Genomic DNA, 16,239 nt, shown 5'->3' with positions numbered 1-16,239 from the left:
CTGAAAGTCATTGCCTGCCTCGGCTGTCCGGTGGCCCGAACGGATCGAATCCGCTCGGAGGCGCAAACGGATCCGCGGTGCCTGCGGAAGTCCCCGGCGGCGCCCAGGCCGATCCTTCTGCCGGGTAACCACCTGACTGAGCACCTACCTGTGAGTTACCGAAGGGGTCGACTATCGGTGAACCAGGAGGCGTGCCAGAATCACTTGGCCCACTTGCACCCGACGTGTCGACGGCTCGCCCGCGCAGCTGGGACACCGCGTTAGCCACGTTGCGCCGGGCATCGTCGAGCACCCGCTCCACCCGATTTTTGTCCGCATCCGTACTGATCAGCAGCAATAAGGTCGCGACCTCCGGCGAACCGTTCGGATCATGGAACACGGCCCACGAGTTGTGCACCGCCAACGGAAGCTGTGCGTCACCGGCCTTGTCCGTCGCCGGATTCGAACCCGACGCCCCCAGCATCCCCGGCAGACGCGCGCTCACGTATCCGGCTCCAACGGGCGAAAGTCCTACATGAGTTCGTAATTCGACGCCGGCTGCGTCGAGGATCCGGGTAGCTTCATGCATTCCCCGCACCGAATCGACAAGATCGCGGTCGCGCAATCCGAAGGGGCGCCCGTCGCGGAGAATCTCACCATTTCGGATCTCGATGGGAAATTGCTGAGCCTTGAGCCCACCCGGCGGAATCTTGGCGGTCAACCACTTACCGACATACAGAAGCAAGAGCGGGATGCCCGGACCGAGCAACAGCGCCACGATCAGCGTCAACCAGAACGTGCCGGTGTCGACAGGCTTCTGGACGTCCGCGGTGAACTGCACCGGAACCGAAATCTCGCGATCACTCTCACCAACCGGCGACACGAGCAGCGACATCGTTCCGCTGACCGTTCCGTTGACGGCATTTTCGATGTCGATCGACACCGGGAGAGTCCCACCCGATTCGAGACACTGAGCCTCTTCAGCCGGACCAGTCAGGGCCACCGATCCGATTCCGTCCGGCGAACCGGTGAATGACACCGACTGACCCGAGTCCAATCGAACACATCCTGCCCCGGTGACATCTAGATCGCGCTCGAAAATACCGGCGCCTTCGAGAGTCCCGAAATCGACGCGAGCGGGAAGCGAGGGGTAACCGATCGGCGGCGCAATCGGCAGCGCGATGTCGACCGACTGAGCTGTCAGCGCGGTTCCCGGCTCGACACCACCGTCGACACGCGTCGCGTCCGCGGTAGTGACATCCAGGGTCAGGCGCAGCGTCGCATCTCCCGGCGGCACGTCAGTGAGATCGAGTTCAACCGACTCGCCGATTCGATCCTTGGGCAACGGAGCTGCCACGTCGTGAACTGTCCCCGACGAGTCCACGACTGAGACGGAGAGCACGGCCGTACCCAGCAACGACGCTGGATCGATGGGCGCACGATCTGCACCCACAATTCCGAGTTCGATGGCACTGGTCTTCTCCCCCGTGTGAACCGCGGTTGTTTTCTGGCCGAGCCATGCGGGGAACAAATTGCCTGAGATGTGGATGTTCGACTTCGATCGCGCTTGTGCTGCGGCTCCTGTCGGATCGACGAATGCCAGCGCCCACACACCCTGCCACTGATCCGAGCCGGCATCCGACATCGAGAACGACACCGAATTCGGTGACTCCCAGCGGTAGTTGATCTCGATACCGGCGAGCTGTCCGCGAGAATCCGTTCGCAGAGCGGTCAAGGGCAACGCCAATTGCGCACCGTTCGGGGCGACCACAGTCGGTACCAGACCTTCGGCGTCGGCAAACGCGAGCACGTTTACGGCACTGATCGAACGGTCCAGCACAAACCGATGCTTACCTTCTTCACACACCTGTTGGACGCAGACACCACTCTCGCGTTCGAGCGGCGCTTGCCCCGGGGTACTGAAGGAATCGAACGCGAACAACAAATCGTCGATGTTCTGAGCGAGAAAGAACTCCCCAGGGGATGGCGCCTGTACTGCGCCACACGACGCGCCATCACCAGATGCACCGGAGGTAATCGCATGCATCAGATCGAAGTCGGCGGCAGCGGCGGTTCCGGACGCAAGACCGATGCCGAACATCTTGATTCCTGCACTTCTGACCTGATCTGCAATGCCAGCCGGTCTGCAAATCGACTCTGTGGCAGCTGCGACGACCTGCTTGACACCTTCCGGCGAGCCCAAGTCGATCCCCGGCGCGTATGGCTTGCTGGCGTCGCGTTCGGTGAAGTCCAATTTCCCGTCGGAGAACCATGCAATTGCCTGGCACCGACTGGATCCGTCGGCGTTCTGCGGGCGGTCTCTCAAATCGTTCTGGGCACCGTTCATCGCACCCCAGTAGTCGGTGTCGACGCCAGTTGTCCGACCACGGAACTGTTCGATCGAGCTCTTGAGGGTGGGCACGCTCCCAGAATCCAGAGCAATCCACTCGGTATGTACGGTGTAGTCGCTCGAGAATCCCGCGATCGCGACATTGAGGTCGACTGCTGCCGATTCACCAAAAGCAGCAAGGCGATCCAGCAGGAAATTCGCCGCGGACACTCGCGCCGCGTCCGGGTCGGAGGTCTGCAAACTCGAGGACTCGTCAATGAGGAGAAGAAGATCTCCCGTCTGCTGCGACGCCAGGCACGAACCGAAGTCACTAACGGCAGAACCCGCATTCGCGGCCGTCTGTGCGGTGGCCACGCTTAATCCGCCGACCGCATTGAGCATCAGAATTCCGAAAACGAAGAGCGCACCGATGCGCATTCTGCTCACAGTCGTCCAATCCAATCAGCAATGTTCCATGCACTGATCAGCACTGCAATGCATGAAATAGCGAGTACGACACGGGTCACCGACGACACCCACAGCGGCTCCGTATAGAACGCACTGGCACGCGCCTGTGTGTCGCGATACGTAAAGAGCGCAAGCAACCCAATTGCCACTGGGCCACCGAGAATCCAGGCGACTACTGCGACCGGACCCGAATCGAGTACTACAAAGGCAACAACGGCCACGATCAATCCGATCGTCGCGACCGCGCCTGCGGCGGCGAGCCATGCGGTCGGTGCAGTGCGTACCTGAACGACAGTGCTGGCGCCTGCCCCGCTGAACGAATCACCGGTCGGCATTCCCGGATGCTGATTCGGTGCCGGCGGCGTATTGAATCCGCCTGAAGACCGGGTGAAATCCCCGACTCCCGGATCAGGTGGACCGCCATGTCCGGGCTGCGGGCGCGAATAGTCACTGAAGTCGAATGGGTCGGGTGGTCGTACCAAGGAACGCTCCTTGCAATGGGATGTAAAACGGTAACCAGAACTCGGAGTGCACTTAATTGTGTATTTCGGTCGATCATGGGTCTTTGCTACATATGCAATTAGGACTGATGGATCTTCCCCGCCCCGACTTGCACGAACACATATCACCACATGAGTCGGACAATTTCGTCGTTGGCCCTCAAAATGGGCCAAGTCGACATAACGGAGTTAGCCTATTTCGCCACCGATAGCACACACTGACCCATCATTCAAGACCCGCTAAAGCACCTCCCCCGTTGCCTCGAGTACTGATCTGCAAAACGACGCGACGCCCCGACTAGACTGGCACGACACCGCCTCCGCGCGCCCTGTCATCGAAAGGCACGTCATCACACAATCTCCCGCTCCGCACGACATCTACTTCGTACCCCCGGAGCAGGACACCACTGACACAGTGAAACCCGTCTCGTCCTCCGTGCGCGCTCGATTGGAGGACCGCCCGGAAACTGTGCGGTTCAAGAATCGGTTTGCCCTCCCTATCGTCACCACAACCCCGCTCGAAGCGATGATCGAGGACCTGCTGTTCATCCGCGATATTCTCGACGCGGCCGGTGTCGAATACCTCCTCGTACGCGGCAACGACGAACGAGCAGTCATCGCGGTCAATTGGGCCAACCGAAAGAAATTGCGCCGCGCGCTGATCGACGGATGTCAGAACACACCCTTCTATTCGAAGACTCTCGACGCGAAGAAGAGTCCAGCGCTCTTGATAGCCGACGGCGCACTGTCCTCCACACCAAAAGCCCGCATCTTTCGACTGTTTCGGCCGCGCGTTCATCTGGCGAGTGGCCTGAACTACGGCGCGAATATCGGACTTCAGATCGAACTGTGGTCGATGTCCGACACCGAGATCGTTCTGCCCATCGAAAATTCACTGACCCGGCGGACGGTGCGTCCGGAAGAAGCAGTTCGTGGAACGGTGGAGCGTTTCGGCCGTGTGTGGCCGACGATCGAGAACATGTTTGCCGCCCATGCCTCCGACATCAATTTCGACATCGACCTCGTCTTTTCCTGGGTGGACGGTTCTTCCGAGGAATTTCAGGCGCAACGCGCACTTCGGATGCAGAACTACATTGTCGGTGAAGGTGACGAATCCGCAGCACGATTCCGTCAAATCGACGAATTGAAGTACGCACTACGGTCCGTGCACATGTATGCGCCGTGGATCCGAAGAATCTTTGTCGCCACCGATTCCGATCGTCCGGCCTGGCTGGCCGACGATCCTCGGGTCACTTTCATGCCCAGCGAAAAGTTCTTTGCCGACCCGTCTGTACTGCCCACTCACAATTCTCAAGCGGTCGAATGCCAACTGCATCACATACCCGGACTCTCCGAACATTTCCTCTATTCGAACGACGACATGTTCTTCGGCAGATCCGTCGGCCCCGACATGTTCTTCTCGCCCGGTGGAATCAGCATGTTCATCGAGGCGGATACGCGAATAGGTTTGGGACACAACGACGACGATCGCAGCGGATTCGAGAATGCGGCTCGGGTCAATCGACGTCTACTACAAGAGCGATTCGGATTGATGACAACTCGGCACCTCGAGCATGCCGCCACCCCGCTACGCAAAAGTGTCATGGCGGAAATGGAACGCGAATTCGCGGACGATTTTGCGGCCACCGCTGCGAGTACCTTCCGCGCAAGCACCAACATTTCGGTCACCAATTCGCTGTACCACTACTACGCGCTGATGAGCGGCCGCTCCGTCGTACAGAAGTCGGCTACCGTCAAATACGTCGACACCACTGTCAAAGCCGGTTTGCGACAGATGAATTCACTACTCAAAGACCGTTCGATGGATTTCTTCTGCCTCAACGACGGTAGTGAACCGGAAATCGATCTCGAACTACGTACCCGTAAGGTCACCGAATTCCTCGAGAACTACTATCCCGTCAAAGCGCCGTGGGAGGCCTGACGGATACTACTGCGCGACGGCAATATCGTTGTGCTCACCGATGCGAATGCCTGCGTCCGCCAGACGCGCCGCAGCGTCGCGGGCGCTGACGGCCTCACCCACCGTATCGTCGCGGACAACGTCGTCGCGCTCGAGCGGCACTACCGAATGAACAATCGTGTCGGCGTACACGTGGACGAGATTGCAGCCTTGTGCGCTGTCTCGGCCACGCTGTCCGCCGACCGCTACGTTGAGGTCCTGGGTGTAGCAGGCCGACGATGCGACAGACACGGGAATTCCCGCGAACGTCGCCGTCGTCGAGTAATGCAGGTGGCCCGCGAGAATTGCCCGCACGTCACTTCCCCGGAGCACTTCGGCCAACCGCGGCTGATCTCGTAGTTCGACCAGCACAGCCAGATCCTGGATACAGGGAATCGGCGGGTGGTGAAGGGCGAGAATCGTTCCGTCGGGCGCTGAAGTCGCTAATTGTGTTCGCAGCCAATCCAACTGGGCGTCGCTGATCGATCCGTAGTGGTGGCCGGGAACAGTGGAGTCGAGCGTGATGATGCGGAGGCCGTCGATGTCGTAGACCCGATCGACCGACCGGGTCGACGGTGACTCGTTCAACAACCGCGTCCGGAAGTGTTCCCGATCGTCGTGGTTACCCATCACCCAGATGACCTCGGCACCAAGTCTGCCTGCCACCGGTTCCACGATCGATTTCAGCGTCTCGTACGCGTCCGACTCCCCTTTGTCGGTGAGATCGCCGGTGAACACCAACGCCCGCGGACGCGCCCCTGACGCCTCGACGCCGGCAAGAATCTGCCGCAGTCGAGCTGTCGCGTCGACGGCGCCGTACAGGTCCCCACCCTCGACGAGGTGCGTGTCGCTTATATGCACCAGGAAGTGCTTCGGACGTGGATATTCGGCATGTCGAACGCTCATCGGTCTCTCGCTTCCGCTAGCCGACGCGCAGGTACCGGTGCACCTACCGAACCTCGACAGTAGTCATCGAGTCTCCGGCCCTCGTTCACGCACACCCATGGACCGCCCGGAATCATCGGTAGTTGAAGCTGCGAGTAGAGTCTTCGCAGTGTTGTTCCTGACCTCTCGACGCTACGTCGACCTTCGCCTGCAGGCGAGCGCAATGTGTCCGCGCTCGGCCTGATAGACGCGTACCAGGAAACATTTTCACGAAACCCCGCCTGAACTTCTTCACGGCGTGCCGCGTTTCGCTCTCTTCAATTTTTTGAAAGGCATTGTCATGCCCAGCTCCACCTCTACCGGCGTGCCGGAATCAAAAACCCGGTTCCCCTCGTGGGCAACGTCATTCGGACCTCAGATTGTTGCCGGTCTGGTTATCGGTGTCATTCTCGGTCTGGTTGCCCGCGCGATGCCTGACGCCGCCGACGGCAATGTGAACTGGCTCGTCGGAACTGTCCAGACCATCGGCAGCAGCTACGTCAAACTGCTGACGGTCGCGGTCATTCCGCTGGTGTTCACCGCCATCGTCAGTTCCATCGCAAACCTGCGTCAGGTTGCCAATGCCGCTCGATTGGCTGTGCAGACTCTGTTGTGGTTCGCGATCACGGCATTCATCGCGGTCATCATCGGCATCGTCGTCGGCCTGATCACCGATCCCGGTTCACGTACCGACGTTGCCGTCGAATCTGCCAAGGAACCGAAGAGCTCCGGATCGTGGTGGGCGTTCATCACGGGCCTGGTGCCGAACAACTTCCTCGGTCTGGGTGCCAAGACGTCAGTCACCGAAGGTGTCGCGACAACCTCGCTGAGCTTCAATGTTCTGCAACTGCTTGTCATCGCAGCGGCAATCGGAATCGCGGCGCTCAAGGTCGGCGCCAAGGCAGAGAAGTTCCTCGAGTTCAACGCTTCCCTCCTGGCAATCATCCAGAAGGTGCTGTGGTGGATCATTCGTCTCGCGCCGATCGGCACCGCCGGCCTGATCGCCACCGCCGTCGCAACCTACGGCTGGGACGCCATCGGATCGCTCGGTGTATTCACCGCCGCGGTCTACATCGGTCTGGCGATCGTGTTCTTTGTCGTCTACCCGGCTCTCATTGCTGCACACGGCCTCTCGGTTCGGAACTTCTTCTCCGGCGTCTGGCCTGCCACTCAACTCGGCTTCGTTTCCCGCTCGTCGATCGGCACACTCCCACTGACCGAACGCGTCACCGAGCGCAATCTCGGCGTGCCGCGCGAGTACGCGTCGTTTGCCGTGCCGCTGGGTGCCACCACGAAAATGGACGGTTGCGCCGCAATCTATCCCGCAATCGCCGCCATCTTTGTTGCCGGCTTCTACGACGTTCCGCTCAACTTCACCGACTACCTCTTGATCGTTGTCGTGTCGGTTATCGGTTCGGCCGCGACCGCTGGAACTACCGGCGCAACAGTCATGCTCACCCTGACGCTCTCGACACTCGGACTGCCGCTTGCCGGCGTGGGCCTGCTGCTTGCCGTCGAACCGATCGTCGACATGGGCCGTACGGCCGTCAACGTCACCGGGCAGGCACTCGTCCCGGTGATCGTGGCCAAGCGCGAAGGCATCCTCGACACGGCCCGCTTCAACGCGCCTCGCAACGGTAATCCGTTTGCCGAAGAACTCGTCGACGCATAATTCGGCCACACCAAAAGATGTCCCCGCACCGCGATCGGTGTGGGGACATTTTTTCTGGTCAGATACCGAGCGCCTTGGCCAAAGTTGGCCACGCTTTGGGGAAACGCTCACGCCAGTACGGCCACGAGTGCGTGCCGGTCGGTTCGTAGTCGATCGTGGCATCGATACCGAGTGCGGTGAGACGCTGGTCGAAAGCCTTGGTACACATGTGTGCAACCGCCTCGATACTGCCACCGACGACCAGACGATCGGCCAAGTCAGGCGTCTGCAAATTTTCGTTCTCGCCCGCCACGCCCGTCGCGACGGACAAGTAGATTTCCGTTCCGCGGAGTTGCTCGGCATTGAGGAGCGAATCGTGCGCTTCCCATTCCGGCCCGCCTGGAATCCCCCACATGTTGTCGGTGTTTCCGCCGCGCGACGTGACCGTCGATTGGATGCTGGCGCGCCCCCAGGTGTCCGTGGTCGAGTAGCACCCACTGAAACCCGCCACACCTTTGTACAGGCCCGGATTTCGGTGGGCGAGCATCATCGCACCCTGCGCGCCCATCGAAATGCCCGCAATTGCATTGACGCCGTTGGTGTTCAATCTCGCGTTCAGGAGCGAGGGCAACTCTTTCGCAATGAACGTTTCCCACTTGTGCAGTCCAAGTGCCGGATCCTCGTTCTCCCAATCCGTGTACATGCCGGCCTTGCCGCCGTTGATCATCACGACGTTGACGTTCTTGTCGGCAAAGAAATCCGGCGCGACGCCGTACCGCACCCACCCACTGGACTTCTCCTGAGCGTCGGCACCATCCAGGAGATAAAGGGTAGGTCTCGGCGCAGAGTTGTCCGCGGGAAGGATAACTTCGACGCCGACGTCACGTCGCAAGGCGGGAGATGCCACCGTCAGCCGAACGGACTGCGGTCCAGTCACGTTCTCTCCGACAATTGCGGGGGCCGTAATGCCGTCCAACAGTTGTGCTGGTGCCCCTGGGTCGCCCTGCATGGACCCGGGCACAGTCGAACCGTATTCCAACGTCTCGAGACTGTCGGAGATCGGCGTCGCGCCTACCGAAGTGATACCGAGCACCTGCAGTCCGAACACACACGCAGTGGTTACAACGATTCCCGCCCGCCTCACGGGGGTGAGCGGGGTCAGGCACTTCGACATCAGGCTCCCAAACAATTAAATACAGTCATTTGAAAGATACCGTGTAATTCGGACACACTCACCCGCTGGCCCATCGCACCACGCCTGATCAGCGGCGAAACGACAGCTGCGCATGTATCGTCAAACACCCAGAGCCTTCGACAGCGTCGGCCACGCCTTCGGCAAGCGCTCACGCCAGTACGCCCACGCATGGGTGCCGTTGGGCTCGTAGTCCACGGTGGCGTCGATATCAAGTGAACGCAATCGCTGATCGAACAACTTGGTGCACACCTTTGCGGCAGCCTCGATCCCGCCGCCGACAACCAGCCGCTCGAGCAGTTCCGGCGTCTGCAGCGTTTCATCCGCCCCGGGGGCGCCGTTGGCAGTGGAGATGTAGATCTCCTTGCCGCGCAGGCTTTCTGCGTTCAACACGGAATCATGTGCTTCCCACTCGGGCCCACCGAGCTCTCCCCACATATTGGCCGGATCACCGCCGCGCGAGGTAATCGTCGCCTGCACGCTGGTTCGGCCCCAGGTATCCATCGTCGAATAGCAACCGCTGAACACCGCGACGCCGCGATACAGATCCGGATACCGATGAGCGAGCATCATCGCGCCCTGCGCACCCATCGACGTCCCGGCGATTGCATTGACGCCGTTGGTCCCGAAGTGAGCGTCGATCAACGGTGGCAACTCCTTCGCGATGAAGGTTTCCCACTTGTGCAATCCGAGCGCCGGATCCTCGTTCTCCCAATCCGAGAACAAGCTCGCTGATCCCCCGTTGATCATGACGACATGGGCATTCTTGTCAGCAAAAAACGCGGGGGCGCCGCCCATGGTCACCCAGCCGTTCGAGCCCTCACCACCGTCGACGCCCTGCAGCATGTAGAGCGTCGGGCGCGGAACCGAGTTGTCGGCCGGAAGTAGCACCTCGACACCCACCTCGCGCTTCAAGGCCGGCGACGCAACAGTCAGGCGCGACGCCTGCGCTCCGGTGTGCACTTCACCCACAATTGCCGGTGCCACTATGTCGTCGCGCAGAACTGGAAGCGGTCCGGGATCATCCCGAAATATCTCGGGAACGCTCGATCCGAAATCGAAACTTCCGATACTGCCGGTGCTCTGCTGCGCGTTGGCCGTACCGGCACCGACCAGCGGCGCGGTCGCGACACACGCCGCGATCAGCGCGGCCCCGAGCTTCCCAATCCGGGCACGCGTGTTCACATGGACATTCATCCAGACTCCCAATTTCTAATCCGACAAAGTGAACATACCGTCCAGTTTAAAATCGGCGGTCATTACCGCTGTTTCACAGCGGTGTCGGACTCGCGGATTAGGGTGGAAAGATGCAGCCGGAATCAGTCCTAGTCCTCGACCTGGACCAAATCCGCGCTGTTGTCGGCACAACCACATTTCAACGCGGACTCGACTATTTCCGACAAGGAGCCGTTCGCGAATTCGAGTGGGACGAGGCGACCCAGACTCTCGAAGGCGAAGTAATCGGCAACGAGGAGTACGTATCTACGGTCTTCCTCAGCCGGCGCACCCATAACAACACCACCAACGTCGCCACGATCCTCCGTGGCATTTGCACGTGCCCGGTGCGCATGAACTGTAAGCACGTCGCTGCCCTGGTCATAGCTGCCGCGGCGAGGTCCTCGCAACCACCGGCGCCCAAGAACTGGGAAGACTCGATCCGGGCGTTACTTCGGCCGAATCCTGTCGAACGAGGCGCCAGTGATCTTGGCATTCAATTCACTCTGCGCGCCAACGGCCCACGAAACCAACTACTGGTCAAACCCGTGCAACCAGGCGCGCGGGGATGGATTTCCGGGGGCCTCGCGTGGAACAAGCTGGGCAGCTTCCACCAACACCCGGCGCAACACATCCGGATACTCAATGACATCCACCTACTGATCAGTGCCAGGACGGCGTACCGCCACTACAACGCCACCGATTTCGATCTGGCGGACTTCCCCAGTCCTGGCCTGTGGGCGTTGCTCGCCGAGGCGCGCAAGGCCGGCATCCCACTCCTCCATGCCAAGCCGAGCCTCGGACCAGTCATGATCGATGACGGAGTGGACGTATGCATCGACGTGACGCATGGTCCGGACAACGGACTTCAAGTCACACCGCGCCCATTTTTCACGAACGACGGCGAGAGAACATCAGAGCCAACCCCACCGATCTGGGGAACAATCGGTAGCACTGTCCACGGCATCTACGCAGTCGACCACGACGGCAGAATCCGGTTGGCACCGCTGAACACCTCCCTCTCCCCCGCCCTCAAGGACTTCATCAACGCAGGCGACGCCATCGACGTGCCGGCAGAACACCGCGAAACCTTCACCTCCCGCTTCGCGGTCAGACTCAGCTCAATTGCCGACATCGTCTCCAGCGACAATTCGTACGCGTCACCCGAGATCAGCGGTCCGGTCCTTCACCTGCGAGCGAAGTACGGCGATGATCATGGTGTTGACCTGACGTGGGAGTGGCAGTACACCATCGGGAACGATCGATTGACCGTAGAAGTGGGTGAACATCCCGGGTCACTCGACGGCCGCTCTCCCGCCAAGGAACAATCCATCCTCGACACCGTGAGCCCCCTGTTCGGCCCCTCCGACACCACTCGGCCACACACGCGAGAACTGGTCCACGGTTCATTGGCGGGTCTGGACACGATGCGATTCACACTCGATGTCCTTCCATTGCTCCGTGACCAACCAGACGCTGACGTCACCATCGACGGGACACCCGCCAACTATCGCGCCACCGATGATTCGCTTGTCATCGGGCTCTCCACCAGCGCTTCGCCGGACAGCGCCGGATCGGACTGGTTCGACCTCGGGGTCACCGTCAACGCAGACGGCCAAGAAGTGCCCTTTGCCGACATCTTTGCCGCCCTCAGCATCGGCGCCACCGAACTGCTGTTGCCCGACGGCGCATACTTCAGCCTCGACAAACCCGAACTCCGTGAACTGCAACGCCTCATCGCGGAAGCACGCTCACTCCTCGACCGCCCAAACGGTCCGCTGCGAATCAGCAAGTTCCAAGCCGGACTCTGGGACGATCTCACGTCGCTCGGAATCGTCGAACATCAAGCAGCGCAGTGGAAAAAGCAGGTCGACGGGTTGCTCACCCATGCCTCCATCGACCACGTGGATGTCCCGTCGACATTGCTGGCCACACTGCGTCCCTATCAGGTCGACGGATTCCGGTGGCTCAATTTCCTTCTGGAACACGGACTCGGCGGAATACTGGCCGACGACATGGGGCTCGGCAAGACGCTTCAAACACTGGCGATGATTGCCCGTGCACGCCAATCCGATCCGGTGGCACCACCTTTTCTGATCGTTGCCCCGACCAGCGTTGTCTCCAACTGGAAATCCGAAATAGCCAGATTCACACCAGAACTCAGTACGGTCATCGTCACCGGGACACTCAAACGACAGAACCTCGATCTCACCGACATCATTATCGGCGCCGACATCGTCATCACGTCGTACGCGTTGCTCCGCCTCGACTCCGACGCCTATTCTGCCAACAGCTGGTCGGGCCTCATCCTCGATGAAGCCCAGTTCGCAAAGAACCACAAATCCAAAGTCCACCAGTGCGCCCGAAAACTCGAGACGCCGTTCAAACTCGCCATCACCGGCACACCTATGGAGAACAACCTTTCTGAACTGTGGTCACTGCTTGCGATCACGGCTCCCGGACTCTTTCCGAATTCCGCCCACTTCACCGAGCTGTACCGTCGGCCGATCGAAAATGGCGGGGACACAGCGCGATTGGAACAACTGCGCCGACGTGTCAAACCGTTGATGATCAGACGCACCAAGGAGCAGGTGGTTCGCGACCTACCGGCAAAGCAAGAACAAGTACTCGAGATCGACCTCTACCCCAAGCATCGCGCGCTCTACGACACGCATCTCCAACGCGAACGCCAGAAGATCCTCGGCTTGCTGTCCGACGTCGACAAGAACCGTTTCACCATCCTCGCGTCACTGACACTACTTCGCCAACTCAGCCTCGACGCCTCGCTGATCGACGACAAGCACGCGACGATCCCGTCAGCCAAAGTCGACGCACTTCTCGAGCAATTGGACGACGTCATCGCCGGCGGACACCGCGCCTTGATCTTCAGTCAGTTCACCGGTTTCCTCAACGCCGTTCGCCGCCGCCTCGACGCCGATAACATCCAGCACTGCTATCTCGACGGCAGCACGCGCGACCGCGGCGACGTGTTGGAAAAGTTCAAAACCGGTGCTGCGCCAGTGTTTTTGATCAGTCTCAAAGCAGGTGGCTTCGGGCTCAACCTCACCGAGGCCGACTACTGTTTCATTCTCGATCCGTGGTGGAACCCCGCCACCGAAGCTCAAGCCGTGGACCGAGCACATCGCATCGGCCAAACCAAGAACGTGATGGTGTACCGCCTCATCGCCAAGGACACGATCGAAGACAAGGTGATGGCTCTCAAAGCCAAGAAATCCGCGCTGTTCGCCAGCGTGATGGACTCCGACGAACTCCTCAGTTCCACTCTGGGCGCCGAAGACATCCGTTCGCTATTCGAGTAAACGCCAGGCTTGTCCCAACCCGTAATCTCGGGGAACGGTATGGTTATTTGTGAACGGACAACACAGAACTCACGAATGCGGATATCACCACATTCGAACGAGAGGAACCTGAATGGGCGTCACACTTGCCAAGGGCGGCAACGTATCTCTGTCGAAAGCAGCACCCAATCTGACCAAAATCGCTGTCGGACTTGGATGGGACGCACGAAGTACCAGTGGCGCTGACTTCGACCTTGATGCCAGTGCGTTGGTCACCGGCCCGGAACGCAAGGTACTTTCCGATCTTCACTTCGTGTTCTACAACAACCTACGGTCCCCTGACGGTGCCATCGAGCACACCGGCGACAACCTCACCGGCGAAGGCGACGGAGACGACGAGGTAATCAACATCGACCTCCCGGCGGTACCGCCCAACGTCACCAACATCTTCTTCCCGGTATCGATCCACGACGCCGACGCGCGCCTCCAATCCTTCGGCCAGGTCACCAATGCCTACATTCGCGTGGTCGACCTCTCCACCGGATCAGAGCTTGCTCGCTACGACCTGTCCGAAGATGCGTCCACAGAGACAGCCATGCTCTTCGGTGAGGTGTACCGGCACAACAACGAGTGGAAGTTCCGGGCAATCGGCCAGGGATACGCGTCAGGCCTAGCGGGCATCGCCCGTGACTACGGCGTCAACATCTGACATCGCGCCACGAACATGGGGTCCGAGCCTGATTCAGGCTCGGACCCCATGTTCGTTCCAGCGGTACTTTTAGCGCTGAAGGGCTGCCCGCGCAAGATACTGCGCCCAGGGCATATCCGACGTCGAGACCATCCCTACCAGGTCGTATCCGATCGCGCCGACCAGATCGAGAACCTCGATCGTGGTGCCGGCAGACTTGCCCGGAATCGCAGGCTCTGCAAACAACACCGGGGACGATCGGATCTGGCCAAGAGTTCCCGCAACAAGGTGATGTCGATCCGACGGCTCCAGCCCCGCGGCAACAGCGAGCAGGACAAGAAGTTCAATCGCCCGCGCAGGTCCCGCCGACGCAACAGGAACCCCGTGGACAATGCAATTCCACAACACGTCTGCATCTGCACTCGCTGAACGCCCACGGCGAGTCAGGACAATCCGGCCCTTCAGCTTCCTGGCCAAACCCCAGCTTCGGAGCAGCACAAACAAACGCTGAGCCTTGGGAAGATTAACCGGGTCGAGTTCCGGCTGGTCCAGCGCCGCATCGACCGTCGACAGAAATGACTCGACATCGATTCCATCGTCACCGATCAACGTCAGCAACATCTGAAGCCGCGCGCCCACAGCAACACGTATCTGCGACGAAGACTCGGACCGATCATCGAGTCGCGCCATCGCAAAGACGTCATGCAACTCAGGTGCGCTGGCCGGCGCGAGCAATTCGAAAAGATTCCAGATATCGAAGGTGCGTGGGAACGACGCGATAGCGGACTCGCGCGCCACCGTTCCGACACAACGAGCCAATCGCTCGTTGACCTCCTCCAGCACAAACTTATTCGGCTCGAAATCGGTTTGTGCCCACTCCAGAGTCCACTCCCGAGAGCGCAATTCCTCGGAAAGCAGCACCCGCAATAGTTGCTCGAATTCTTCAGGTCCCGCACATTCTTCGGGCGGGCACGCACCAACACCTTCGATGCACACCGCTGGTTTGTCCGCGGCCTCGTCGTCAACCGATTCGAGAGTCACAGAATGCCGCCAAGCACCGGCTCGTCCGTACCGGTACTGGATCATGTCACCGGGAGACATCAGAACTTCGTGAACGTGGACCTCGTTCTCGGCGACTGCGCTCTGGCCGCGGCTACGACGATCAGCCACACGATTACGCGGAGTGTATTCCAGAAAATCACCAGGAAACCGTGTGCCGATCTTCCGCCACGAATGTCCATGCATATCGTGCCAACCCATTGCCCGTTGAACTACGGCATGGAAATCGTCGAGCGTGAAATCGGAATCGACAATCAACCGCCGTGATATCTGCGTGGACACCTCTTCAAGCCGAATCGAGATTCGTAGACCTGCCGGCAATGAACGGCGCTGTCCACGCGAGTTCATCGAGGGATGTTCGGGCACAGCGGGAGTCTGCTGTGAAGCAGCGGGTTCTTGCTGATCCAATCCTGTCGGCACAAGTCGCAGGTGCGAGCCACTGGAGTTGCGGAGGCCAACCATAGCTGTTTACTATGCCACGAACTACTGACATCCCATGAGTTTTATCGTCGCTACGTACCCTGTTTGCGGAGTTTTAACCCGCCAGTGATGGTGCGAACAGTACGTTCGGTCGATCCGAGGCGACGGGTGTACCGTTCGCTCGATCCCGGGGGTGTTTCGGGGACACGAAAAAGCCCCCCAACAATGTTGGGGGGCTTTCTCAAGTTGTGTTCGGCGGTGTCCTACTCTCCCACACCCTGTCGAGTGCAGTACCATCGGCGCTGAAGGGCTTAGCTTCCGGGTTCGGAATGGGACCGGGCGTTTCCCCTTCGCTATGACCGCCGTAACTCTATGAAACTGTCACAGTAACCTCACTTTTTCGATCACCATGTGTTTCACCACCCGTCAACACCAATGTTTCTGGTGTTGGGGGATGGAGAAAACAAGGTTCTCTCAAAAGGTATCTGTGTGTTGTTTCAGATACCGCACAGTGGACGCGTAGCTTCTTTGTGGTAAGTCCTCGGCCTATTAGTA

The 16,239-nt window shown here is 59.8% G+C and carries 10 protein-coding genes and 1 rRNA gene; 4 read left to right on the top strand and 7 right to left on the bottom strand.

All coding sequences use genetic code 11. The features are described from left to right. Positions 1-7 precede the first annotated feature (7 nt). Both C7T36_RS16240 and C7T36_RS16235 read right to left on the bottom strand, forming a co-directional pair. On the bottom strand, positions 8-2,746 hold the full coding sequence (locus tag C7T36_RS16240; protein ID WP_230590318.1) for a vWA domain-containing protein: 2,739 nt from the start codon (positions 2,744-2,746) through the stop codon (positions 8-10). Between the two features lie 5 nt (positions 2,747-2,751). Next, positions 2,752-3,111: a hypothetical protein gene (locus C7T36_RS16235; RefSeq protein ID WP_051730663.1), complete on the bottom strand. Its 360-nt coding sequence runs from the start codon at positions 3,109-3,111 to the stop codon at positions 2,752-2,754. 691 nt (positions 3,112-3,802) lie between these two features. Here C7T36_RS16235 and C7T36_RS16230 point away from each other — a divergent pair. Further along, positions 3,803-5,218, top strand: a complete 1,416-nt coding sequence (locus tag C7T36_RS16230) for a stealth family protein (protein WP_045071533.1) — start codon at positions 3,803-3,805, stop codon at positions 5,216-5,218. A gap of 6 nt (positions 5,219-5,224) precedes the next feature. Here the strand turns inward: C7T36_RS16230 and C7T36_RS16225 are convergent, their stop codons facing one another. After that, entirely contained in the window at positions 5,225-6,142 is a 918-nt protein-coding gene (locus C7T36_RS16225) for a phosphodiesterase (RefSeq protein WP_033235986.1), read from the bottom strand. 319 nt (positions 6,143-6,461) lie between these two features. On the opposite strand from C7T36_RS16225, the gene C7T36_RS16220 reads away from it, so the two are divergent. Further along, positions 6,462-7,832: a dicarboxylate/amino acid:cation symporter gene (locus tag C7T36_RS16220; protein ID WP_033236112.1), complete on the top strand. Its 1,371-nt coding sequence runs from the start codon at positions 6,462-6,464 to the stop codon at positions 7,830-7,832. A gap of 58 nt (positions 7,833-7,890) precedes the next feature. Here C7T36_RS16220 and C7T36_RS16215 read toward each other — a convergent pair whose 3' ends face one another. Both C7T36_RS16215 and C7T36_RS16210 read right to left on the bottom strand, forming a co-directional pair. Beyond that, positions 7,891-8,985 carry an alpha/beta hydrolase family protein gene (locus tag C7T36_RS16215; protein ID WP_052683660.1) on the bottom strand — a complete coding sequence of 365 codons (1,095 nt, stop codon included), beginning with the start codon at positions 8,983-8,985 and terminating at the stop codon, positions 7,891-7,893. A 120-nt stretch (positions 8,986-9,105) separates the two neighbouring features. Next, entirely contained in the window at positions 9,106-10,200 is a 1,095-nt protein-coding gene (locus C7T36_RS16210; protein ID WP_045071494.1) for an alpha/beta hydrolase family protein, read from the bottom strand. A 110-nt stretch (positions 10,201-10,310) separates the two neighbouring features. On the opposite strand from C7T36_RS16210, the gene C7T36_RS16205 reads away from it, so the two are divergent. Both C7T36_RS16205 and C7T36_RS16200 read left to right on the top strand, forming a co-directional pair. Continuing rightward, complete coding sequence (locus C7T36_RS16205) at positions 10,311-13,538, top strand: DEAD/DEAH box helicase (RefSeq protein WP_045071496.1); 3,228 nt, start codon at positions 10,311-10,313, stop codon at positions 13,536-13,538. A 112-nt stretch (positions 13,539-13,650) separates the two neighbouring features. Further along, positions 13,651-14,226, top strand: a complete 576-nt coding sequence (locus C7T36_RS16200) for a TerD family protein (protein ID WP_033235982.1) — start codon at positions 13,651-13,653, stop codon at positions 14,224-14,226. Positions 14,227-14,295: 69 nt separating this feature from the next. On the opposite strand, the gene C7T36_RS16195 is transcribed toward C7T36_RS16200, so the two are convergent. Continuing rightward, positions 14,296-15,630: a plasmid pRiA4b ORF-3 family protein gene (locus C7T36_RS16195; protein WP_239654826.1), complete on the bottom strand. Its 1,335-nt coding sequence runs from the start codon at positions 15,628-15,630 to the stop codon at positions 14,296-14,298. Between the two features lie 304 nt (positions 15,631-15,934). Then, positions 15,935-16,051 (bottom strand): 5S ribosomal RNA (gene rrf / locus C7T36_RS16190). Positions 16,052-16,239: the final 188 nt, after the last annotated feature.

This window comes from Rhodococcus sp. AD45-ID (genome assembly GCF_003023755.1).
In the GTDB taxonomy this organism is placed as follows: domain Bacteria; phylum Actinomycetota; class Actinomycetes; order Mycobacteriales; family Mycobacteriaceae; genus Rhodococcus_F; species Rhodococcus_F globerula.
The sequence above is the reverse complement of the archived record's forward strand: the minus strand, read 5'-3'. Positions and strand labels throughout refer to the sequence as shown.